This is a genomic window from Paenibacillus baekrokdamisoli (assembly GCF_003945345.1).
Classification (GTDB): domain Bacteria; phylum Bacillota; class Bacilli; order Paenibacillales; family Paenibacillaceae; genus Paenibacillus_Z; species Paenibacillus_Z baekrokdamisoli.
The window spans coordinates 6,382,346-6,405,148 of record NZ_AP019308.1; the positions used below are offsets into that span (position 1 = coordinate 6,382,346).

The 22,803-nt window shown below is 40.1% G+C and carries 21 protein-coding genes and 2 pseudogenes; 19 read left to right on the top strand and 4 right to left on the bottom strand.

What is annotated here, in order from left to right; all coding sequences use genetic code 11:
• The first annotated feature begins 70 nt into the window (after window positions 1–70).
• A complete protein-coding gene (locus EKN16_RS27995; RefSeq protein ID WP_125664394.1) occupies window positions 71–1,261 on the top strand; it encodes a trans-sulfuration enzyme family protein in 1,191 nt (396 codons plus the stop codon).
• A gap of 789 nt (window positions 1,262–2,050) precedes the next feature.
• On the opposite strand, the gene EKN16_RS28000 is transcribed toward EKN16_RS27995, so the two are convergent.
• On the bottom strand, window positions 2,051–2,830 hold the full coding sequence (locus EKN16_RS28000) for an alpha/beta fold hydrolase (RefSeq protein WP_101669459.1): 780 nt from the start codon (window positions 2,828–2,830) through the stop codon (window positions 2,051–2,053).
• Between the two features lie 127 nt (window positions 2,831–2,957).
• Here EKN16_RS28000 and EKN16_RS32525 point away from each other — a divergent pair, with 127 nt between their 5' ends.
• The 6 genes from EKN16_RS32525 to ppsA all read left to right on the top strand — a co-directional run bounded on the left by EKN16_RS32525 (window position 2,958) and on the right by ppsA (window position 8,620).
• Entirely contained in the window at window positions 2,958–3,101 is a 144-nt protein-coding gene (locus EKN16_RS32525) for a hypothetical protein (RefSeq protein ID WP_164523027.1), read from the top strand.
• A gap of 13 nt (window positions 3,102–3,114) precedes the next feature.
• Window positions 3,115–3,558: a GNAT family N-acetyltransferase gene (locus EKN16_RS28005; RefSeq protein ID WP_125664396.1), complete on the top strand. Its 444-nt coding sequence runs from the start codon at window positions 3,115–3,117 to the stop codon at window positions 3,556–3,558.
• A gap of 305 nt (window positions 3,559–3,863) precedes the next feature.
• Window positions 3,864–4,130 (top strand): CD3324 family protein, encoded by a 267-nt coding sequence (locus tag EKN16_RS28010; RefSeq protein WP_125664398.1) that lies wholly within the window; start codon window positions 3,864–3,866, stop codon window positions 4,128–4,130.
• Window positions 4,131–4,279: 149 nt separating this feature from the next.
• The gene (locus tag EKN16_RS28015; protein WP_125664400.1) at window positions 4,280–5,077 is read left to right on the top strand and encodes a class I SAM-dependent methyltransferase; all 798 of its coding nucleotides are present in this window, start codon (window positions 4,280–4,282) and stop codon (window positions 5,075–5,077) included.
• Between the two features lie 101 nt (window positions 5,078–5,178).
• Window positions 5,179–5,655, top strand: a complete 477-nt coding sequence (locus EKN16_RS28020; RefSeq protein WP_232016055.1) for a GyrI-like domain-containing protein — start codon at window positions 5,179–5,181, stop codon at window positions 5,653–5,655.
• A 349-nt stretch (window positions 5,656–6,004) separates the two neighbouring features.
• Entirely contained in the window at window positions 6,005–8,620 is a 2,616-nt protein-coding gene (gene ppsA, locus EKN16_RS28025; RefSeq protein ID WP_125664403.1) for a phosphoenolpyruvate synthase, read from the top strand.
• A gap of 322 nt (window positions 8,621–8,942) precedes the next feature.
• Here ppsA and EKN16_RS28030 read toward each other — a convergent pair whose 3' ends face one another.
• On the bottom strand, window positions 8,943–9,509 hold the full coding sequence (locus EKN16_RS28030; protein ID WP_125664405.1) for a DUF1700 domain-containing protein: 567 nt from the start codon (window positions 9,507–9,509) through the stop codon (window positions 8,943–8,945).
• Complete coding sequence (locus EKN16_RS28035) at window positions 9,502–9,846, bottom strand: PadR family transcriptional regulator (protein WP_125664407.1); 345 nt, start codon at window positions 9,844–9,846, stop codon at window positions 9,502–9,504. Before EKN16_RS28035 ends, EKN16_RS28030 begins: the two co-directional genes overlap by 8 nt.
• A gap of 546 nt (window positions 9,847–10,392) precedes the next feature.
• Between EKN16_RS28035 and EKN16_RS28040 the strand changes: the two genes are divergently transcribed.
• The 10 genes and pseudogenes from EKN16_RS28040 to EKN16_RS28085 all read left to right on the top strand — a co-directional run bounded on the left by EKN16_RS28040 (window position 10,393) and on the right by EKN16_RS28085 (window position 18,689).
• Complete coding sequence (locus EKN16_RS28040; protein ID WP_125664409.1) at window positions 10,393–10,821, top strand: ABC transporter ATP-binding protein; 429 nt, start codon at window positions 10,393–10,395, stop codon at window positions 10,819–10,821.
• A gap of 40 nt (window positions 10,822–10,861) precedes the next feature.
• Window positions 10,862–11,710 carry a GNAT family N-acetyltransferase gene (locus EKN16_RS28045; RefSeq protein ID WP_125664411.1) on the top strand — a complete coding sequence of 283 codons (849 nt, stop codon included), beginning with the start codon at window positions 10,862–10,864 and terminating at the stop codon, window positions 11,708–11,710.
• Between the two features lie 149 nt (window positions 11,711–11,859).
• A complete protein-coding gene (locus tag EKN16_RS28050; protein ID WP_125664413.1) occupies window positions 11,860–12,408 on the top strand; it encodes a sugar O-acetyltransferase in 549 nt (182 codons plus the stop codon).
• A gap of 117 nt (window positions 12,409–12,525) precedes the next feature.
• On the top strand, window positions 12,526–13,080 hold the full coding sequence (locus tag EKN16_RS28055; RefSeq protein ID WP_125664415.1) for a helix-turn-helix domain-containing protein: 555 nt from the start codon (window positions 12,526–12,528) through the stop codon (window positions 13,078–13,080).
• Window positions 13,081–13,362: 282 nt separating this feature from the next.
• Window positions 13,363–13,608, top strand: a pseudogene (locus EKN16_RS28060) (Rid family hydrolase).
• A 65-nt stretch (window positions 13,609–13,673) separates the two neighbouring features.
• Complete coding sequence (locus tag EKN16_RS28065; protein WP_125664417.1) at window positions 13,674–15,026, top strand: D-serine ammonia-lyase; 1,353 nt, start codon at window positions 13,674–13,676, stop codon at window positions 15,024–15,026.
• Between the two features lie 32 nt (window positions 15,027–15,058).
• The gene (locus EKN16_RS28070) at window positions 15,059–16,393 is read left to right on the top strand and encodes a GntT/GntP/DsdX family permease (RefSeq protein WP_125664419.1); all 1,335 of its coding nucleotides are present in this window, start codon (window positions 15,059–15,061) and stop codon (window positions 16,391–16,393) included.
• Between the two features lie 214 nt (window positions 16,394–16,607).
• Window positions 16,608–17,342: a Fic family protein gene (locus EKN16_RS28075; RefSeq protein WP_125664421.1), complete on the top strand. Its 735-nt coding sequence runs from the start codon at window positions 16,608–16,610 to the stop codon at window positions 17,340–17,342.
• Between the two features lie 191 nt (window positions 17,343–17,533).
• Window positions 17,534–18,043 carry a DinB family protein gene (locus tag EKN16_RS28080; RefSeq protein WP_125664423.1) on the top strand — a complete coding sequence of 170 codons (510 nt, stop codon included), beginning with the start codon at window positions 17,534–17,536 and terminating at the stop codon, window positions 18,041–18,043.
• 184 nt (window positions 18,044–18,227) lie between these two features.
• Window positions 18,228–18,689, top strand: coding sequence for a DinB family protein (locus EKN16_RS28085; protein ID WP_125664425.1), 462 nt, complete (start codon window positions 18,228–18,230; stop codon window positions 18,687–18,689).
• 84 nt (window positions 18,690–18,773) lie between these two features.
• Here EKN16_RS28085 and EKN16_RS28090 read toward each other — a convergent pair whose 3' ends face one another.
• On the bottom strand, window positions 18,774–20,000 hold the full coding sequence (locus tag EKN16_RS28090) for an RNA polymerase sigma factor (RefSeq protein ID WP_125664427.1): 1,227 nt from the start codon (window positions 19,998–20,000) through the stop codon (window positions 18,774–18,776).
• Between the two features lie 334 nt (window positions 20,001–20,334).
• Between EKN16_RS28090 and EKN16_RS28095 the strand changes: the two are divergent.
• Window positions 20,335–20,567, top strand: a pseudogene (locus EKN16_RS28095) (metallothiol transferase FosB); the annotation flags it as partial.
• A 665-nt stretch (window positions 20,568–21,232) separates the two neighbouring features.
• Window positions 21,233–22,672, top strand: a complete 1,440-nt coding sequence (locus EKN16_RS28100) for a GNAT family N-acetyltransferase (protein WP_232016601.1) — start codon at window positions 21,233–21,235, stop codon at window positions 22,670–22,672.
• Window positions 22,673–22,803: the final 131 nt, after the last annotated feature.

Below are 22,803 nucleotides of genomic sequence, written 5' to 3' on the forward strand. Positions count from 1 at the left end.
CAGATGGAGTCGTTAAAGGATAACACTCGATAAGTTTGAATAGATAGAGGTAGAGGGTGGAGAGGACAAGATGAGCAAGCAATTAGGGAAGGAAACCAAGGATGCAGGTATGCAGACTATTCTTGCCCATTATGGGGATGAAACGTTTCTAGGAGCGGTTGTTCCACCCGTATTTATTAATACACTATTTACATTTGATTCGTATGAGGCATTCCAAAAGTCGCAATGGCAGGAAGAGACTTATTATTATTCAAGGATTTCTAATCCTACTCAGCAGATAGCAGAGAAGAAGCTAGCGGCGTTGGAAAAGGGAGAGGCGGCCAAGCTATTCACTTCGGGAATGGCAGCGATCTCATCTACGTTGCTTCACTGCTTGAGCCAAGGCGACCATGTGGTGTGCAGCTATCCGATATACGGTGGCACACATCAGCTGCTTCAAAACTACTTGCCTAAGTTTGGTATTACTGCTGATTTCGTGGATTTCAGACAATTAGACCAGGTACAAGCAGCGATTAAGCCGAATACGAAAATGCTGTATTGTGAAGGGTTTTCAACCTTTTACATGGATGTGTTCGATATTCCGGCTGTCGTACAAATCGCCAAGGAACATCAATTATTAACGGTAATGGATAACACTTGTGCAACACCTGCAACTATGCGCCCCATTGAATGGGGCATTGACATCGTGATCCATTCCGCTTCCAAATATTTGTCAGGTCACAGTGATGTGACTGCTGGAGTAGTCATTGCTTCGCAAGAGCGGATCGACGCGATAGCGAACAATGAAATCGTACTACTTGGAGCTACATTAGCACCGTTGGAGGCGTGGCTGCTTACTCGTGGACTGAAGACATTCGGATTACGTATGAAGCAGCATGCTGAGTCCGCGAAGCAAATTGCGCTTATGCTTAGCCAGCACCCTCAAGTTAGCAGAGTTAATCTTCCTTTGCTGGAGCAGCATGAGCAGCATGAGCTTGCGGTACGACAGTTTAGCGGGAATACAGGTTTGTTCAGCTTTGAGCTGCATGGCGGTCCTTCTGCTGTAGCAAAGCTGATGAACAATCTGAAGCTATTTCAAATCGGCGTGAGCTGGGGAGGCTTTGAAAGCCTGATTTATTCCCCGGGTCTAGCCATTAATCCCGAACAGAAATCTCGCACCGAGCATGAAACACGATTAGAGCACACCGTTAGGTTATCTGTTGGGCTCGAGGATATCGATGATTTAATGGAAGACTTTAATCAGGCGTTAGCTAGCCTATAAAGCAAGTTACGTTAGGCAAGTAGGCTGCTAGCAAGCTAGATTTTCTAGTCTTGGATTCTGAGAAACTTTTGGCGGACACTAAAAGGATCCTTACTGAAAAAGGTATAAATCTAAAAAACCAAACCCCACAGTTTATTTTACTGTTGGGGTAGGGGAAAATCCCTGGCTTTTGTATCCGACATCTAAATATTAGCCTAATAACCTTGAGAGCAGAATAATCTCTGCCAGTCGCATGATGAGTCGCCTTCTGCGCGCTCTAATAACGGCACTAAGAATTAGAAAATCCGTACCAACCGATAGGAGAGTTCCAGTAAAAATGCTACCGGTGGTTGTAACCTGTACTCTTTTTCCCTGTAGTAATTTGGCTTGTTTGCGAAACGTCACGGATAGGTGTGGTGTATTCGGAGTAAGGCTGGCGAGGAAGGTTGTAATTCTATGATGCTGCGAGCTCTTGTATTAGTCTAACTCCAACAACCAGGTGCACCGTCCTTGTCGCTCCCTTTTCGGGAAGCACGCAGGGTAGATTAACCCCTTTCGGTTAGTTGCGCCAGCCCCGCAAAATAAAAGCCGGAGAAATGATGTTCATCATGGAGGGCATTCTTGAGCGCGTTTGCGGACTGCATGTGCACAAGAAGAGCGTAACAGCCTGTGTCCACTTTCCAGACTTTTAATATTTACTCAGAAGAGGGCAAGAATTATTTTAATCGGTACTAACGGGCAGATTTGCTCAATCATCGGGCATTATCGGACTATATTTATGGGGAGCGATGGTGAGGCTAATCCGAGGCGTTATGCAAAAGAAGATAATAGTTGGTTGAATCTATCCCGCTCCTCCAAAAAAGGGCAATGGCCGCTGTATTGGAATGGAACTAATCGCGAATTTTTAATCAGCTTATTTGTTTCCTGAGCTTGGGTAAACGGAACGACTTTATCATGAATTCCATGAATAATTAATGTGGGCACATCGATCTGTCCAAGATCGTTGTAAACATTCTCGTCTCTTAGCGTGACCATAATGGCGGAAGTCGACCAATTCGCAGCTTGTAAACCCATTAGAAAGAACCATTCGGATTTCGGTTCAGAAATGTACTGAAAGAAAAAAATCCCCGTTTGGTTTTGCAGCATTTTCGGACGGTCATTGTTTGTTTCTTCGATGATTTTATTCGTAAATTCTTTTGGAACGCTTGATGGAGACGCAGCGTCGATCAGGACGAGTTTAGATACCCCGTACCCTTTGTAACGAGCCATATAACGAATCGAGATCGCGCCTCCGGTAGAGTGTCCTGCCAGTGTTATGTTTTTTAGCTGTAACGCTTCGATGACCATACGAAGATCATCTGCTAATCTATCGAAACCGTAACCGTCGAATGGTTTATCCGAATTGCCGTATCCTCTCCAGTCCATTCCGATACAACGATATCCGAGCTTAGGAAGGAAATTGAACTGATATTCGAACTGGTTATGGTTTAGCGGCCATCCATGAATAAAAAGTATCGTTTTATTTCCCTTCGGATTGATGTCCTCTATAAATACTTTTACGCCCGGTTCCACAGTAACGAAGTACCCCAAGTGTATCGCCTCAATTCTTTAAAATGTACTTCCCCATTAAGATATTCGCCCTAGGCAAGGTGAATGCCTAATTTCGGCGTCAAATGGGGTTTAGATAGTGCGTAGAGATTTCTGAGGAATAGCTTGAGTGAAACAGTTTCTTCAGATCATTGAGCTAACGCAGAACGTTAGTGAAATAGCGGTTGCTTCGGCAGCCGTTTTTGTTTTCTCCGATAAACGGGCAGGATTGCTTCATCAATTGTCGAATCCTTTGTTCGAATGTTTCTATTAATGGGGGGGCGAGTATGGAAATTAAGATACGAGAAATTGCAGAAAATGATTATACTGAGGTTGTTTTTTTATGGAACGATGTACTTGGAGTTCGCAATGTTAATGATGAAAACTTTCGAGTTACTATGGAAAAAATGAATAAGGACGGGAATTACAAAACATTTGTTGCATTATTTGAAAATGATGTGGTTGGTTTTGTAACTATAGTTCAGGCATTATCCGTAGGGGATCCAATTGGTTATCTACATATTACAGGTCTTGCTGTTAAAAAGGAATTTCAGCATAGTGGGATAGGAACAAAACTACTAAGACACACTGAAAATTATGCTAAAGAAAACGGAATATCAAGTATTATTTTATGTAGCGGATTTAAGCGAACCGACGCCCATGCTTTTTATGAGCATAATGGCTATGACAAAGATTCATACTGCTTTGATAAGATGATTAACCTTGACTAATAAGCATTAATTAAACCAAACTAATTTTGAATATGTAATAGCCCGAGTAACCATTTTGCATTAAGCTAACGAGGAATGAGAGCTCAATAAACTGCTCTTGTGCTTGAAACGATATTTTAGGAAGGATGGTCACTATGGCAAGGTTTAAGATAAGCTCTATGCAAAGTCTACACTATAAACGACGGCGGTTGTTTGTATGGAGCTAGCAATAAATTACCGCCTTAAATCCTTGCATGGTGATAATTGTTTATAGTATAGACTTTGCTACCTTAAAACTCTCAACAATTTTAAGGAGCAGAGCTATCATGAAATATATAAACGCTGATTCTATCTTTCCAGAAGAATTGCTAAATGAAATACAGAAGTATATACATGGTGGAATGGTGTATGTCTCTAAGCCTCAAGGATTACGTAAGAAATGGGGCGAAAATTCAGGAAGTAGAAAATATTTGGACCATAGAAACAATGAGATTCGTCAAAAATTTTCCTTTGGTTTCACTATTGATCAACTTTCAGATCATTTCTGTCTTTCCCGCGATAGTATTAAAAAAATCGTTTATTCAAAAAAATAGGTTATTCAAAGTCATGTTGGATTAAATTCTGATGTGACTTTTTTTTGTGTAATATATAATTTCTACTTGTTTATTATATATTTTCAAGATGTTGCTACTAGTATAATTGCAGATGTGATCGAACGGATAATGTGAAAAGGGGCAATTTAATGGAGAATCATATTAATATAATTAAAGATAGTTGGAACCAATGGTCTGGAACATGGTATGAAAGATATAGAACAGATGAAGCGATTTCAAAAATAATAAAACATCCAGAATCAGCATTTCACCCTACTACGTATTCAATGATTAAAAAGGCAATTCCAAGCTTGCAAGGCAAACGAATTTGTGTTCCTTCAAGCGGTGACAACCATGCTGTTTTTGCTTTTCATATGATGGGAGCCAAAGTAACTTCCTCCGACATATCGGAACAACAATTGGAAAACACTGCTGCTATAGCTCATAAACATGGTTGGGATATTGAATTTATATGTGATGATACAATGAGTTTAAGCAATATTAAAAGCGGCGAATATGATTTTGTATATACATCAAATGGCGTCCATGTATGGATTAATGATTTAAATTCCATGTACAACAATATCAATAGAATTCTTAAAAGCAATGGTTCTTATATAATGTTTGACATTCACCCTTTTATGCGTCCGTTGGGAAGAGATACAGAGAAAATAACTGTAGTAAAGCCTTATGACTCAACAGGTCCTTTTGGAGAAATACCAACTTATAAATGGCGTATACAGGATATAATGAATGCTGTTATTTCATCAGGTTTAACCATTAAGCATATTGAAGAAATGTATGCAGAGGATGGTACATTTTGGGTTGATGAATCAAGCGATGAAAGAGATACTAGGTCAAATGAAGAACTTGATCAATTGTGCAAATGGGAAATAAACCCCTTGGCTGCTATTCCTCAGTGGTTATCGATATATGCAATTAAATGAACAAAATAATCATGACAGGGGGTCACTGAACACGAACGGGCAGGATAGTTCAATTACCTCGCAGAATTTGTGAATTAACAAAGATCAAGGGGGCTATGAGAGTGGTCGAATTAATTGAAAAGCAGCGGTTTTCAGTGATTGGTAAATCGGGGGAAGGACTTTCATCTGAGAGTTCGAATTGGATACTACCTCTATGGCAAGAGGCAAATAACAATTTTTTTGAAATCAGTGATCTTGCAAAATTAGATGTCGATGGAAACATTGTTGGAATTTGGGGAGCAATGAGTGATGTTAGTGGTAATTTTGAAAGGTGGAGGGACGGTGGAAAATATTTAGCGGGATGCGAAGTTACTGACGATGCGATACCTCCAGATGGATGGACGAAGTGGACTCTCCCTGCATTCAAATATGTTGTGACAAAGTGTACGCAGGAGTCATATCAAGATACCTTGAAAAACATGCTATCGGACTACTTGCCTATAAACAATTATCAAATTGTCGGGGCAATTCAAGAGTTTTATAATCCAAAAGATAGTGGCGGGGAATTGTACTTATATGTTCCTATTGAAAAAATCTAATCATGTCTCTAAAATCCATTACGCTAACGGGCAGGGTAGCTCAATAAGAACCCGACGCAACTTCAGAATTTCCTTAGGCTGCATAGGGCCGCTAGGGAACTATGCAGTGACCGAGTTCGGCTCGAACCATGGTTTTTGATGTGACTAATGATAACCGGAAATCAAAAAAGAACCTGGGTAGTTATCCAGGTTCTTATATATTGCATATAAACAGACACGATGATATAATCAGATTGCAACTTTTCACAATTAAATAGATATAGTTGTTTCACCTTACATTTTAATTGTACTATGTCGGTAAACTCTTGTCAAATGTTTTTCTCAATTTAATGGTTAGGGGAGATATTGGATGAGTTCTTCTTTGGTTCTCGGTTTTCGGGAAATGGACAATACGCAGCTTTTGCTCGTTGGCGGAAAAGGGTTAAATTTAGGGAAATTATCAAATATTGAAGGAATACTAGTACCCGAAGGATTTTGTGTTACAACAGTGGGATATCAAAAAGCCATCGGACAAAACGAAACGTATCATGCTTTGTTGGATCGACTAACAATGCTAAACGTAGAAGATCGGGATCAAATTGGTGAAACCAGCCGGAAGCTTCGACAAATCATTATGGAAGCAGAAATTCCTTCCGATGTTGTGAAAGCAGTTACTCACTACCTCTCCCAGCTTGGTGATGAACATGCTTATGCAGTGCGTTCTAGTGCGACTGCTGAAGATTTACCGCATGCCTCTTTTGCTGGTCAACAAGACACCTATTTAAATATCATCGGCGTCGATGCCATCTTGCAGCATATCAGCAAATGTTGGGCTTCCCTATTTACGGATCGTGCGGTAATCTACCGTATGCAAAATGGGTTTGACCACAGTCAAGTTTATTTATCCGTTATCGTTCAAAGGATGGTTTTCCCACAGGCTTCAGGGATTTTATTTACCGCTGATCCGATTACTTCAAACCGGAAGCTGCTATCCATCGATGCCAGTTTTGGACTTGGAGAAGCACTGGTTTCTGGCTTGGTATCTGCCGATTGTTATAAAATACAGGATGAGGAAATCGTCGATAAGAGGATAGCAACCAAAAAAATAGCTATCTACGGACGAAAAGAAGGCGGAACAGAGACAAACCAGATCGATCCTGATCAGCAAAAGACTCAAACACTTACTGAACAACAAATTTTGCAACTGGCACGCATCGGAAGACAGATCGAAGCTTATTTTGGTTACCCACAAGATATCGAATGGTGTTTAACTGAAGATACATTTTATATTGTCCAGAGTCGGCCAATCACTACTTTATACCCCATCCCTGAAGCGAATGATCAAGAAAATCACGTCTATGTATCTGTCGGTCATCAACAAATGATGACTGACTCTATGAAACCATTGGGACTGTCTTTTTTCCTGTTAACGACTCCTGCACCCATGCGTAAAGCTGGTGGAAGGTTGTTTGTTGATGTCACACATATGCTGGCTTCACCTGACAGTAGAAAAATGTTATTAGATGCCATGGGACAACACGATCCGCTCATGAAAGATGCACTCATGACCATAATAGAGCGAGATTTTATAAAATTGTTACCAAATGATAAAAAAGAACCGAGTCCCAGTAAAAGTAATGCAGGTATGCCGTCTGCAGGTTTTCAAGCACAAATCGAAAACGATCCGGCAATCGTTTCTGATTTGATTAAGAACAGTCAAACATCGATAGAAGAATTAAAACAAAACATCCAAACGAAATCAGGAGCAGATTTATTTGATTTTATTCTGGAAGATCTCCAGGAATTAAAGAAGATCTTATTTGACCCACAAAGTTCAAAGGTTTTTATGACTGCTATGAATGCTTCGTCATGGATCAATGAAAAAATGTACGAGTGGTTAGGTGAAAAAAACGCAGCAGATACGCTTTCTCAATCTGTACCAAACAATATCACTTCGGAAATGGGTCTGGCGCTATTGGATGTCGCAGATGTGATTCGTCCTTATCCGGAAGTAATTGATTATTTACAACATGTAAAAGATGAACATTTTTTGGGTGAACTGGTTAAGTTGGATGGTGGACAAGAAACTCAAGACGCTATCTATGCTTATCTGGGCAAATACGGAATGCGATGTGCCGGTGAAATCGATATTTCGAGAACTCGTTGGAGTGAAAAACCAATTTCACTTGTTCCCATGATTCTCAGTAATATCAAAAACTTTGAGCCTAATGCTGGCAATCGGAAATTTGAGCAAGGGCGACAGGAAGCTTTAGAAAAAGAACAAGAGTTATTAGATCGATTGAAGCAATTACCGGATGGTGAACAAAAAGCTGAAGAGACAAAACGAGTGATCAGCTTAATCCGGAATTTCATCGGTTATCGGGAATATCCGAAATACGGCATGGTTAACCGCTACTTCATTTATAAGCAAGCTTTGCTGAAAGAAGCCGAACAACTTGTACAAGCGGGCGTTATTCTTGAAAAAGAAGATATATACGATCTCACTTTTGAAGAACTTCACGAAGTCGTACGCACAAATAAACTGGATTACCAGATCATCAGCAAACGAAAAGACGAGTACAAATTTTATGAAAAACTAACGCCACCACGTGTTATTACGTCTGATGGTGAAATCATTGCAGGTAAGTATGATAGGGAAAATATCCCGGCTGGAGCTATTGTAGGTCTACCTGTTTCTTCAGGAGTTATAGAGGGGCGAGCACGTGTCATCTTATATATGGAAGATGCTAATGTAGAAGATGGAGATATATTAGTCACCTCCTTTACAGACCCCAGCTGGACACCATTGTTTGTATCCATAAAGGGCCTAGTCACCGAAGTTGGTGGACTGATGACCCATGGAGCAGTTATCGCGCGTGAATATGGCTTAGCAGCAGTTGTTGGAGTGGAAAATGCTACCAATCTGATAAAAGACGGGCAACGAATTCGCGTGCATGGAACAGAAGGGTACATTGAAATATTGTAATGGCTGAATTCGTCAAGTAAGAGCCTCTGTCATAATGGACGACATTAAATACAACCTGTGATGGATAAAAGGGCGGTTACCCTGTTCGTCCTTTTGACAGCTCACTCCTGAAGATGGGGAACTGACGAAGGAAAGCCGTGTGCGGGAATCCGCATCACGGTTTGATGGGGATTCCGGGGAAGTAATTCCCCGTCTTACCCTACTTAAGTATATAAGATCTTGTCCTAGATCGCTGGCGCTTGGCAGCGTAACGTTGGTTAATGCAAAGGAAGACGATGCCGGAGAGTCATCACAAGCAGCTGCAGCTCAACTGGACCAGAATTCAAAAGCTCCGTGCTGCCGATTTCATTTTCTGACTAATTGCGTGTATATATTTAATTGTAAGTTTCCATAACACTTTCCCCAACCAAAACATCAACACACCAATCACAATAGAAATTGCCAAGAACTGCATTGGGCTGCTTGCTGTATATGCTCCAATTTCGATTGTTATTCCGGCAATATCATATCCCATAAGATACCCACCAAATTTAATAATTCCGCCTATCGGTGTAATAACTCCACTAATCATAAAAGCAATGGAAAGAATACTGATAAACGGCAAAACAAACATACCGTTGACGCCTGCATAGCTATAAAATGCAAATACAGCGCCGAATTTATGCCAACTAAATGTACTGTTCTTTGAAATGGCTTCACCTAAGTATGCTTTCGCTAATTCTTTTGGGTTTCCTAACCGCTCGATGATTTGCTCAGAAGATACACCATTATTTTGCAATTCAAGCATTACACTTTTAATTTCTTTTACAATGTCAAGACGCTCGGAAGCAGACATAGGTTTCAAATACTTTTCAATTTTTTCAAGATAGTCATTCATAATTTTATCCATAATCTAACGCTCCTTTAATTTCTGATATAGCTATTAATAAATTATCCCATTCTAAGGACATAGCGTTTAAGTATTCGTCTCCTTTTTTTGTAATGGTATAATATTTTCTCGGTGGTAAGCCCTCTGTACTTTCTTGCCAAGATGAAGAAATATATTCTTCATTCAATAATCTTCTAAGTAGAGGATAAATTGTATTTTCTTTTGCAGCAACAATAGGATACTGCTCTAACTTACTTATGATTTCATACCCATAATATGGTCGCTGCTTTATTAGCAATAGAATACAAAAATCGAGTGTTCCTCGCTTAATTTGTGATTTCCAATCTTCGACATTCATGTATTGTACCTCCTGCATATACATCGTACAACACAGTATATCAATTATCAATAGTATATCAGAATTTTTTTCCAACGTAATAGAGACATTTTGAAAGGAATTCAGTACCAACAATCGCCGAGCGCAAGCAGAAACAGCGGGCAATGTTACGCAATAGGGGCGCATAAGCCCTTGTATAGCTCGGGTTTCCGGGCGCGTTTTGAGAGGGACAAGGGTTAAAAATTGAAAAATAATGATTGGATCAGGATAGTACGAGCAGCGGGTTAAGGAGATCCGGCAACAACAGCAAGCGAAGGACGGCTAAGGAGAAAAGAACAAATCTAATGCACACGGAATTGAACTAACGAGGAACAATAGTTGAAAAGAGCAGATCACAATAGTGGTCTGCTCTTTCCAAGCGATTTCTATGTGAATTGATGACGGTGATAGACAAGTAAATATGTCTGTGTAATAATTTTCCTTATGTGATTAGCATTTGTAAACCCTGAAATTCATTGGTTAAAATCAAGGAAGCGCTTTTAAATTTATTTGTGAGAAGGTGAAGCGTTGCGATCTTTAGTAACCACTGCTCGGCCTTGGCTCATCTATCACTGGCTTTTTTCGTTTCTTCTACCTTATAAGAGCGTACTGATGGTCTTCGTTCTATCGGGTCTATTTCTGTCTGCTGTCGAACTGTCTATTCCAAAATTCATAGAATGGTTCACTGACCATATCGTACTAGAACGAGACTTCCATGCATTCTGGAAGATGCTTGCTGCTATCGGTGTACTGTTTGTCTTGTCCATTGTTGTTACCGGATGGAAGAACAAGCAACAGAGAATTCTCCAGGAGAAACCGTCCATGGATATTCTACAGGCTCAATTCATCCATCTCCGCAAGCTCGGCTTCTCCTACTATGAACAACATCCATCAGGCGAGACCCTCTCCCTGTTCCAGGATGAGAATGGTCGGATGGTACTCCTGAAACAGAATTAATTCTACAACACCCCAATAAAAACGGAGGAAATCAAAGGCTATGAACATATCAGGTATCCGATACGAACACTTCAGTGAAAAAGATTATTATGCCGCTAGAGAATTATTAGGCTATGACGTCGACGCGGGTGAAAACATCCTTCGGGTGCTTGCTGAAGAACCGGAACTGTTTATTACCGCGTTTATTGAGGATAAGCTTGTTGCACTAGCCCAAGTGAACGAGCCTGCATCACAGACCTATTTAACTGTGTTCGTCGCTCCACAGTTTCGCAGGCAAGGAATCGGTTCTGCAATGGTAAAGTATGCTGAAAACGAATTGCAGGCGGGCGGAACCGAAAAAGTCAGGAGTTCCTTTCGTACCGGTCATCAAGCATCTCTTGCGTTTGCGCGTAAGCTCGGTTATGACAAATATTTTTCTTCGGCTTATATGCAGCGAACCGCCGATACCTTTCCATTGGAGAAACTTCCGGTGAGGCTGTATACGGACGAAGACTATCTTGCCAGTCAGTTGCTGTATGCCGCAGCTTTTCATGAAATGCGCGTCCGTGTCGGGTGCTTTCTTGATTCTGTGATTGCCCAGCCCAGTGAAAAAGAACGAAGAGCATGGAAAGAGGATGCGGAAAACCGTTTTGTCTACGAAATAAATGGGGAAATCGTTGCTTATAGCCACCTTAGTGGTAATGAACTCAGCAGTATTTCCGTCCGTACAGACTTTCAGGGGCTTGGGATCGGAAGAAAGTTTGTTATGTATTTATGCAACGAGATCCATCAGCGTGGCAGCGCAACCGTCGATCTTTGGTGTGTCGTCGGGAATTATGCCAGGAGTCTGTATGACAGCCTTGGCTTTAAGGAAAAGTATATTACGGAGTTTATGCGGAAAACGCTGTAATTTCTGCCGTTTCCCTTGCAAGGAACGCGTTACATGCTGGTGACCTCATAATACGGTAGAGGATAGTGGAATGACTTTACTTTGATTCGCCTAAACTATATGTTTGATTTAACCGAACTACACAAATTGAAATTAAAAGGAGTATACATATGGGCGATGGCAAAAAAGAAAAAATTTATTATCAAAGAGGTACTGAAGAATTAAAGATGAAAAGCATTAGAGCTCAGAAACTGGTTCAAGAATTTAACAGGAGTGACTTTGAAGAATTTGAAAAGAAAGAAAATATTATTCGGGAATTGTTTGGAAGTGCAGGAGAAGGGCTTAGCATCGAGCACAACTTTCATTGCGATTTAGGTTACAACATCCACGTAGGAAATAACTTTTATGCAGGTTATAACTGTACGATTTTAGACATGGCAGAGGTAAGAATTGGTGATGATTGCATGATAGCTCCGAATGTTGGGATCTATACCGCTGGTCATTCTGTAGAACCAAAGGATAGAAATAAAAGTGGTTATGGGATACCGATAACTATAGGAAACAAGGTATGGATTGGCGGGAGTTGTGTAATCTTACCTGGTGTAAATATTGGCGATAATTCCATTGTAGCTGCAGGTTCAGTTGTCACGAAGGACGTGCCTTCAAATACAATAGTCGCGGGTAATCCAGCAAAAATATTAAGACAAATAACCGAGTAATAAACTCTGTAACTTTAAAATATCTAAGATTTATGATATGTTTATATTTATAGGAATTTAAAATCAGGAACGGCATATTAATAAAATTTGAGGTATTTTTAAGAGGTATGATGAATTATGGATAATCTAGAATTAGGTAAAACAATCGTAAAATTTCGCAAAAATAAGAATTATACGATTAAACAGTTATCAGAAATAACGAATGTAACTTCATCAATGTTAAGTCAAATTGAAAGGGGACTTTCTAGTCCGTCACTGAATACTCTACGCTTGATTGCTGATGCATTGGAAGTTCCTTTATTTAGTTTATTTACTGAATTTGTGCAAACTAAAGATTTAATTACCAGAGCAAATTCCAGAAAAAAAATCATATTTCCATCATCGAACAATTGGGAATATTCATTATTGTCTCCGGATTTAAGCGGCTCAATTGAGATGGTTTTAATGAAATTACCGCCTGAATCCCAATCTGCCGAAAAACCTATGAGACACATTGGTGAAGAAGTCGCGTATGTATTAGCGGGTGAGGTAGTATTATTTATTGGGAACGATGTGGAGACTTTATATAATGGAGACAGTGTAAAAATACCACCTGGGATTGAACATAAGTGGGAAAATAGATCGGATAAAGAAGCAACCGTTATTTTTGCTATTACTCCTCCAACATTTTAGAAAACAATCATATTAATAGATGAAGCGTTTAGACCGTTTCTGTATTTACAAGTGTATTGCACACTTGTAAATACAGAAACGGTTTTTTTATCCAGATTAAATCATTATTTCCTTACCAAAAAAATGATAATTATTAAGCTTGATTTAATAAACGCAAAATGCTAATATGCATTTATATTTAATTTATTAAACCTGATTTAACTTTTTGAGTCTCCGTTAGAATATCATCATTAGAATGTCACTTAAAAAACAAGGAGATAAAATGCTATTAAAAAAACAATTATGACCGATAAGGCTCCAGCCGCTACTGGACCCTATTCGCAAGCAATTGTAAGCGCTTAACGTTTGTATGCATCGGGGCAACTTGGAATTAATCCGCAGACAGGTGAAATGAATGATGACTTTACTTGTCTGAATGAAATCTACGGCTCTTATTTCAAGTCTGGCAAACCCGCACGTTCCTGCATCCAGGTTGCAGGTCTTCCTAAGGGAGCCAAAGTAGAAATAGAATTTATCGCAGAAAAATAAATGTAATACCAACCCCAAATCGCCTTTTGGAAATAAATTTGATCCATTTTAAAACGGAGGTAAAAATGACTAACAAAATTGCTGGAAAAACGGTCGAAGAGTGGAAAAATGAATTACCGGAACTGCAGCAAATCATTGATGCTGAAGAAGTTTTCTGGGTAAACCCGCAGCTTGAGAGCTGCAACAACCGAATGATTAACACGGAATTAGGGATAGCTGATATCGAAGATGCGGAACAACGACTGCTTCGTTTCGCCCCCTATTTAGCAAAAGTATTCCCGGAGACCAAGGAAAAAAACGGAATCATCGAATCTGAATTAGTATCCATCCCAAAAATGCAGCAGAAGTTATCAGAAATGTTCAATCAGGAAATAGCGGGAACTTTATATCTCAAATGTGACAGTCACCTGCCCATCTCTGGATCTGTAAAGGCTCGCGGAGGAATTTACGAAATATTAAAAGTGGGCGAAGAGATAGCCTTTAAGCACGGCATACTGTCAATAACCGATGACTACTCCATTATGGCAGATGAAAAATTTCGGACTCTATTTTCGAATTATTCGATTGTGGTCGGATCAACCGGTAATCTAGGTCTTAGTATTGGTATTATGAGTGCCCAATTAGGTTTCAAAGTTATTGTGCATATGTCTGCTGACGCTAAACAATGGAAAAAAGATTTATTGCGGCAAAAAGGTGCAATCGTAGTTGAACACAATAGCGACTATGGGAAAGCAGTAGAGGCAGGCAGACAACAATCCCAGGAAGATCCCAATAGCCACTTCGTTGATGATGAAAATTCTTCAACGTTATTCCTCGGTTATGCCGTAGCAGCTAAACGGTTCCAAAAGCAACTAAACGACATGAAGATTCCAGTCGATCAGGATCATCCGCTTTTCGTCTATCTACCTTGCGGTGTAGGCGGCGCTCCTGGCGGAATCACTTTCGGATTGCGGACAGTATTTGGAGACAATGTCCATTGCTTTTTTGCAGAGCCAACCCATTCACCGGCAATGTTGCTAGGTTTAATGACACGTAAGCATAACGAGGTATCAGCTCAGGAATTTGGCATTGATAATATTACTGCAGCAGATGGGCTTGCCGTAGGGAGACCATCAGGCTTTGTGGGCAAAGCACTAGAGAAAGATATTAGTGGTGTCTTTACTATTCAAGACGACTGTCTCTATCGAATCCTTAGAAAGTTAGCCGATTCAGAAGGAAAATTCTTAGAACCATCGGCAGTTGCAGGATTTATCGGACCCGTTCAACTGAACGCTTCTTCGATGGGAAAAGATTATTTAAAAAATAATCACCTTGAACAGAAGATGCAAAATGCCACTCACATTCTTTGGGCTACTGGTGGCGGCATGGTTCCAAAAGATGTCATGGATGATTTCTACCGCAAAGGTGCAAACAGCTAATTTACTTTATAGTATAGGGAGAGGCTAAGAAAATGGAAACTGGAACAATGATGATGCTAGTATTAGTCGCATCTATAGCAATTCTCATCTTTCTCATTCTTCGAGTTAAAATACATCCCTTTCTTTCCTTAATAATAGTGTGTATATTTGTGGGAGTTGCTACAGGTATGCCTCTTCCTAAGATTGCTACTTCCATTGAAAATGGAATGGCCGGAACGTTAGGTTCTCTGGCTATTATTATCGGCTTTGGCACGATTTTAGGCAAAATGTTGGAAGTATCTGGCGGAGCGGAGCGCCTTGCACGAACATTACTAGAGAAAATGGGAGAAAAAAGGGCTCCCTGGGCTATGACAATTGTCGGCTTAATTGCCGGAATTCCCGTATTTTTTGAAGTAGGATTTGTTTTACTTTTTCCCTTGGTTTTCATAGTTGCCAAACAAGCGAAGATGTCGTTACTCCGTGTTGGGATTCCTTTGGCAGTATCACTGATGGTCGTTCACTCGATGGTGCCTCCACATCCGGCAGCGTTTGCAATTACTACAACTTTGGGGGCTGATGTAGGGAAGGTCATTCTATATGCTCTTCTTATAGGAACTCCTACTGCTATTTTAGCTGGTCCAATTTGGGCCAAGTTTATCAGTACGAAGTGCAAGACTGGAGTATTAAAGGAATCAGAAGGGATTGCAACGCCAGTTGAGAATCTTCCAAGCTTCGGCATTACCCTATTTACTATCCTATTGCCACTATTCATTATGGTAGGAAAAACGGTTAGTACATTGTTTCTCTCAAAAGATTCGTCTTTACTGCCTATTGTTACTTTCTTAGGCAATCCACTTATAGCACTTCTCATTTCGGTATTTGTAGCTTATTATACGTTAGGCCTTTCTCGTGGTTTAAAAATGAAAAACCTGTTAACGCTTACAGAACAATGCTTTGGACCGATTGCCGGCATCTTGCTGATTATTGGTGGCGGTGGAGCTTTTAATGGCATCTTAGTTGACAGTGGTGTAGGTAATGAATTGTCTAAGATTTTGATGTCACTAAATATGAACCCAATTATTCTCGCTTGGCTAATAGCTTGGCTTATGCACCTTGCTATCGGTTCCGCCACGGTGGCCATGATTAGCACTGCAGGCATGGTGGCACCTATGCTGGCTGCTTATCCTGGTATGAGCCCGGAAATTATCGTTCTCGCCATTGGCTCCGGAGCGATTGGCTGGTGCCATGTCAACGATTCGAGTTTTTGGTTTGTAAAAGAATATTTAGGATTATCATTACCGGATATGTTTAAGAGCTTCACTGCCGCCTGCCTTATTGCATCATTTGTTTCTCTAGGTGGTATACTACTTTTATCTCTAGTCATTTAATAAATACGATTATAACAACATCCTCGCCATTAGTCATGGAGAGATACAGAAGTAAAAAGGTACTTAAATTACATGCTTCCAACGACATGTAATTAAGGTACCTTTTTCATCTCTATCTACTTGTGAAATTGGGCAGGGTGAAGCAATCAAATCTAAGGATCTAGCATCTGTTATAATACTTATATCTGGATAAATTCAGAAAGGAATATGTGATATGTGGGAAAAAATTGACGAATTAAGGAAACAGGTTGATCAGCAGCGCCCGCTGAAGCCGGAACTCATGAAAACAATCATGCAAAAATTTCGTGAAGAGTGGACTTACCATTCCAACGCTATAGAAGGCAATACTTTCACCTATCAAGAAACGGCTTTCTTTCTCCGTGAAGGTCTAACGGTTAAAGGGAAGTCACTTCGGGAGCACCTAGAGATCGTTAACCATGCTGAAGCAATCGATTATCTGCAGGAAGGAATATTCGAAAGGGATCTAACTGAACGTTTGATCAAGGACTTTCATGCGATTCTCTTTCAAGGTGTGCGGGATATCGATTTTTCCCCAGGAGAATATAAAAAGGAAGATAATCACGTCTTGACCCTCTCTGGGCAAATTCACAATTATACTTCATACATTCAGGTTCCATTAGAAATGGAACTTCTCATAAAGTGGTATGAAGAGGAGAGGAAGAGAATGCATCCTGTTCAACTTGCGGCTATGTTCCATCATAAACTCGTTGCAATTCATCCCTTTACCGATGGTAATGGACATTTAAGTCGTTTATCGATGAACGTCATTTTGATGAAGCACGGCCTTCCACCAGCAATCATCCGGAATGAGAACCGCCAAGACTATTACATCGCTCTGGAAAAGGCTGATCACGGAGATTTGCAATCAATCATTAATATGATTGCCGACGAAATAACCCATAGTCTCGAACTGATTCTATCAGTTTAGATGGGAGTCAAATGAGTATGAAGAATTATCATCGGGACACTATAGCACATCAATCAACAGACTGCCGATTTGTCGGCAGCCTGTTGATCTCCCTCTGACACAGTAGAAGACCAGGACAACATGAAGGTTTGTTCGAGTACCTTTGTAATGATATACTTATTGTATTTACATATAGAGGAGCGATGACTGATATGTATCGATCAATCGATGAATTCGTGGAGGACTGGAGCCGCGAAGAGGAAGCTACACTTAAAGTGCTCAAGGTCCTGACCGACCAGTCACTGAAGCAAGCAGTTTCGGATACCCAACCAAGAACGCTCGGAGATCTGGGTTGGCACCTGGTCGGCGCGCTCGGCGCAATCCTGGGTTCCACCGGGCTCCAATTCGAGGGACCGGATTACAAGCATCCCACTCCCTCGAACGCTTCCCATATCGTTGAAAGTTATCGCGTTATGAGCAGTGCCGTTGTAGACGCACTAAAGCAGCAGTGGACGGACACACAATTATCTGAGAACCTGCTCTTGTTCGGATCGATGAACATGACATACGGCGGTGTACTAAACATGGTGATTCGTCACCAAATTCATCACCGTGGACAGATGACCATTCTTATACGGCAAGCAGGCCTGGTCCCTCCTGGTGTATATGGTCCTAATGAGGAAGAAGGTGCTGCGATGAGGGCGGCACGAAACCAAAAATAATACACAAGGAAGACGGAGACCTCGCAAGAATGGGTGGCTCCGTTTTTTATTTTCATTCATTACTAACCTGTATCTAGAGCGGGCCGGGATGTCGAGCTGACCATTGCAATTTATCAGGACTACTTATCCTTAAATTAAGCGTAAATCGGCTGCAAGTACATAAAAATGTTGAGGGTGAAGGAATATGCAATTACTATTTCGATACAATTGGCAAGTCCGTGATGAATGGTTTCAACTATTGAAGAGATTACCAGAAGAAGAATTAATAAGGGAACGTGTAGGTGGGATTGGAAGTTTTCTTCGAACACTCCATCATATTGTGGATGTTGAACAGGCATGGATTTTACTTGCGCTTCAACAATTACCCGGTTCCCATTATAAGTTCGAAGACTACAAAAACCTGGATGCAATTGAGAGATTATCAAATAGTTGCCGGACTGAAGTGGAGAAATTTGTTAATAGTTGGTCTAATGAATTGGAAGAAAACATTCTTGACGATTTTACATTTGGTGAAATAATGAGGCATGTTATTGCTCATGAGATTCATCATATCGGTCAGTTATCAGTTTGGATTAGAGAATTAGGATTTGATCCAGCGTCTGCAAATGTGATTGGACGAGGGCTTCACTCAAATGGAAAACATTAGAGGGGGGCTATTAAGCTATTCCAGCTAGAGGATAATAGAATAAAAGCCCGGTTTATAACCGGGCTTAACGGACCAGAAACATTACTATTTGTTTCTTACATACTCGACCCATTGCTCATGCAGCTCTGACTCAGAACATTGAAAGATTTCATTAAAACCATTGGGATTTCTAATCACTTTATTTAATGCATCTAATCCATATTTATCAACAATGAACTCCACAATTAAATAAGAAAATTGAAATCCTTTCATCGTTTCAAAATCCCAAGTATCATTATTTAACTCTTGAAAAGACGGGATAACAAGATTATGAATGGTATCTAAAGTACTGTTCTTGATGAATTCTTCGCTCATCCCTTTTGACTCATATCCTCCAATACCCTGACGCGCCCATTTTGGAGCAAGCGGATTAATGTCAGTGATTAACCACATTGTGAACAAGTGTACGGTGGATTTAAGAATGGATTGATACGTATGCTCTGGTCCAGGATTCAAAGGAGAAACAATTTTTAAATAATTCTCCTCAAAAGTACCCATGAACCAATTTGGAGCATTTTCTTCTCCCACAGCTTGATGGAAGGTCGGAAGATCTGGATAAATTTCAATGATAATTTTTCTGGATGGCTGGTGTTTATATTTCAATGTAATTCTTTCAACATTATCCTTAAGCTCATCAAATAAGTCTTGATGAACCTTCTTCAGACTAACAGTCATGTCATTGGTTTCACTTTTATTTACTATTGATATCATATCTTGAATAGACATAATGGCAATGTCACCCCATTCTTTTAATTCTCTTCTTAATTTCTCTAATGATCGGTACAACCTGTTCTTTACTGCACTCTCACGCATTCCAACGATTTTGGAAATTTCCGACAAGGTGCAGTCAACAAAAAAACGCAATGAAATAACCTGTTGATCTAGCTCGTTTAGTTTTTTTAACGCTGAACTAATATCAATACGGATTTCAACATTTTTAGCAAAATCAAGAGAGATAGACTGCGATTCGTAACCTGTAAAATCATATGGGATTTCTTTTTTTCGTGATAAACTTCGAAATTCATTTTTCGCTATATTCTGAGCAATTTTGAAAATCCAAGTGAATAAACTGGAATTTTCTTTGAAAGTATGAATGTTCTCTATTGCCTTTAAGAAAACTTGTTGCGTTAGGTCATCTGCAACCATAGGATTGACTTTCAACGAGAGATATTTGCAGATTCTTTTGCGATATTGATCATAGGTGATTTCAAATTTTTTGATGTTTCCCTGTTCATCCGGATAAACAGGGTTTTTGTCATGAGCTCCAGACATTGTAAGAACCTCCTCTTGACCTTACATTTAATTAGACACCGCAGGGAGCTAAAAAGCCACATACAAGTAGAAAAAATCTCGAATTGGCCTTTTCCCCCAAGGAAGGGACTGGAGACCTTTTAGTCAAACCAAGGAAAGAATAAGTGAAAACCTTATTTGCTGAGATACCAACGCACTTAAAAGATGCCATAGAAGTATTGCAAATATTGTAGAGAGTGCAAGAACAAAAAACAGGCTGCCGGCACATCAGCCTAGTTGCAGAAAAGGGCAGCAGTAAAGAAAGACGCAGCTCATTCATTTTTTGAAAATTGTTTTTTTGTTAATGATTTAGATGAATTATACACATATAACTTTTACTGTAAAAAGTGAAGATTTTAATTCTATAGTCAAAAAACTTGAAGATATAGTTATAAATATTCTCCTTGGTCGCAAACGAGATGAAAGGGATGAAAGGTCAGTTTATTTCACAGATCCTGATGGGCATAAATTTGGATTTCATACTGGTACGTTACGAGATAGGCTCTCATATTACAAGACGATAAATCACAAATGATTTTTTATGAGTAATAACCCAGTCTACCTTTGGTTATTAACCTAACGGGATACGTTAGTTCAATAACAACACGACGGCAGCTGGAAGCCAGGTATTGGCTTAAAAGTGGATGTTAAGTTTATAATGATAATTGTAAAGGAGGCGCTGTATTCAAATGGAATCGATAGAAACAGGGCTAAAACTATTTGTGTTTATAATAGTTATTTCACTATTCTTTACTTTGGTAGGGTTCCTAGTCAAAAAATATCTAAGTGACTTCTTTCAAGGTTTTTCTAAAATAATAATAAAAATATTTAGTTCAATTAAAGAAATTTTTAGAAAAACTTGCTGACCATATTGTCGGAGTTTCCGACGGTATTCGCTTCGGTAACACAACCAGGCGCTACTACAGAAGACATGGAAACGAATGTTACCAATCCATTAAATGTCATCCTACTGAAGTGGATTAGATTTTATAGTAGATAACAGGGTCGGCTGGATTTAAACTAACGGGGAACGTTAGCACAATAAACACGAAGAAACGGCAGCCCCTCGTAATGGCTGCCGTTTTCTCAACTAACGGGCAGCATAGTTCAATCGACGTTTTAAAGGATATATTTACAAGGGAATACACGTTCGGTATATTAATGATAGATTTTGCATGCAAATATGGTTGTAAGAGAGAGGTTGATCTGCTGTGATGGAACACCCGCTTGCGAACATTGACTGGAGAGAACAGAATCAAAGGTTGGACGATCTGTTGAATCGAGAGAAAATAACAGTAGAGTCAATGAGACAAGGTTTTGAGGCTGAAGTTATGAAGATCAATCTTGATCAAGACAGCTTCGTGCTTAAGAGATGGAACAAGGACTCGAAACCGAATATTTCTATGCAATATCGGTTGCTGATTGTTATGACCGAACTAGCTTTACCGGTGCCGAAGCCGGTTGCCTGGGGAGTAAACAAGGATACGGACCATCAGGTGCTGTTGACTAGCTATGAAGGAAAACCACTATCTAAATTCGATGTAAATACATTCACTGATTTTGGAACGCTATTAGCTAAGATACATAACACCCCTGTTAGCGAAAATGATTCTGAGTACCTGCCGAAACATAATTTTGTTGACTACCACTACTGGGGCATCAAGGAGTACCCTGATCTTCATGAAGCACTCGAGTATCTCATGGGCATTGCTTCGTTGAAACAAGACCGCATCATTCATGGCGACTATCACCTTGATAACGTGGTGGAGAAGGACCGGCAATATCGGGTGATTGATTGGACAAATGGACAACTTGGGGATCGGCGCTTCGATTTCGCTAAGTCCATATTGTTCAGCAGCATCTTTTTTGCTTCAGCATGGAAAACCGCAGCTTTTCGAAAGGCATATTTGGAGGAAAATCCGATTCCGGAGGAAGAACTCGAAATCTTTGAGGCGATGGTATGTCTGAAATGGCTCCTGGAGCATAGAAAAGGGTATGCAAAGCAAGATCGGATTAAGTTCCAACGACTGCAAAAGATTATGAAAGCGAACGCTTTACTCCAAAAATGGAGTATCCCCGAATTGCCGAAGCATAAGAGCATCCAAAAACGCAAAAGTTCTATGCTGGACCCAGCATTTCAACAATTCCCGGTTTTACAGTCTGGCAATGTGTTCCTGAAGAGGATTGATGCTGGTCACGCTGAGGACATGTACCAGATTTATAAGAGTAGAGTTTGGAGCCAAGACAGAGTATCCGTGTTAATCACTCATTTTGAACGCGACTATTTCAAGAAAAAAGCAATAACATGGGGCATATTCAGCAGCAATTACGACAATCGCCTTGTTGGGGTTATACATGCGGTGTTCAATGTGAAGGATCAGCGGGTCTGGTTCACATATGAGTTGAACCGCTCTTTGGATATAGTGGAGATCGCCAAGGAAGCGATAAAGGTGATGCTGGCATTTATGTTCGAAACGATAAATATGACACGAGTTGTGATTGAGATTGAACCCGATAACAAGGTTGTACAAAGCGAGCTGCTCAGCATCGGCTTCATCCATGAAGGCTCATTCCGGCAAGTTCCTTTACGGAAGGCAAACGGGAAAGAGATGGTCGAATTACAAATGTACACATTTTGTAATGCATTAAGCTAACGAGGAACGATAGTTGAATAACACACATTGTCGAGCAGGCTGTCGAAGCCTGCTTATTTTTATTAACCTAACAAACAGGATAGTTTAACTATAATATCCAAAAAGAGGTGATTGATCGAAATGTAGCGAAT

Excerpts from the sequence above, each read along its gene's own strand:
- EKN16_RS28100 (WP_232016601.1), top strand. The coding sequence starts at position 21,233 with ATGGAACACCCGCTTGCGAACATTGACTGGAGAGAACAGAATCAAAGG.
- EKN16_RS28055 (WP_125664415.1), top strand. The coding sequence starts at position 12,526 with ATGGATAATCTAGAATTAGGTAAAACAATCGTAAAATTTCGCAAAAAT.
- EKN16_RS28085 (WP_125664425.1), top strand. The coding sequence starts at position 18,228 with ATGCAATTACTATTTCGATACAATTGGCAAGTCCGTGATGAATGGTTT.
- EKN16_RS28065 (WP_125664417.1), top strand. The coding sequence starts at position 13,674 with ATGACTAACAAAATTGCTGGAAAAACGGTCGAAGAGTGGAAAAATGAA.
- EKN16_RS28070 (WP_125664419.1), top strand. The coding sequence starts at position 15,059 with ATGGAAACTGGAACAATGATGATGCTAGTATTAGTCGCATCTATAGCA.
- EKN16_RS28075 (WP_125664421.1), top strand. The coding sequence starts at position 16,608 with ATGTGGGAAAAAATTGACGAATTAAGGAAACAGGTTGATCAGCAGCGC.
- EKN16_RS28045 (WP_125664411.1), top strand. The coding sequence starts at position 10,862 with ATGAACATATCAGGTATCCGATACGAACACTTCAGTGAAAAAGATTAT.
- EKN16_RS28090 (WP_125664427.1), bottom strand. The coding sequence starts at position 20,000 with ATGTCTGGAGCTCATGACAAAAACCCTGTTTATCCGGATGAACAGGGA.
- EKN16_RS28035 (WP_125664407.1), bottom strand. The coding sequence starts at position 9,846 with ATGAATGTCGAAGATTGGAAATCACAAATTAAGCGAGGAACACTCGAT.
- EKN16_RS28080 (WP_125664423.1), top strand. The coding sequence starts at position 17,534 with ATGTATCGATCAATCGATGAATTCGTGGAGGACTGGAGCCGCGAAGAG.
- ppsA (WP_125664403.1), top strand. The coding sequence starts at position 6,005 with ATGAGTTCTTCTTTGGTTCTCGGTTTTCGGGAAATGGACAATACGCAG.
- EKN16_RS28050 (WP_125664413.1), top strand. The coding sequence starts at position 11,860 with ATGGGCGATGGCAAAAAAGAAAAAATTTATTATCAAAGAGGTACTGAA.
- EKN16_RS28010 (WP_125664398.1), top strand. The coding sequence starts at position 3,864 with ATGAAATATATAAACGCTGATTCTATCTTTCCAGAAGAATTGCTAAAT.
- EKN16_RS28030 (WP_125664405.1), bottom strand. The coding sequence starts at position 9,509 with ATGGATAAAATTATGAATGACTATCTTGAAAAAATTGAAAAGTATTTG.
- EKN16_RS28015 (WP_125664400.1), top strand. The coding sequence starts at position 4,280 with ATGGAGAATCATATTAATATAATTAAAGATAGTTGGAACCAATGGTCT.
- EKN16_RS27995 (WP_125664394.1), top strand. The coding sequence starts at position 71 with ATGAGCAAGCAATTAGGGAAGGAAACCAAGGATGCAGGTATGCAGACT.
- EKN16_RS28005 (WP_125664396.1), top strand. The coding sequence starts at position 3,115 with ATGGAAATTAAGATACGAGAAATTGCAGAAAATGATTATACTGAGGTT.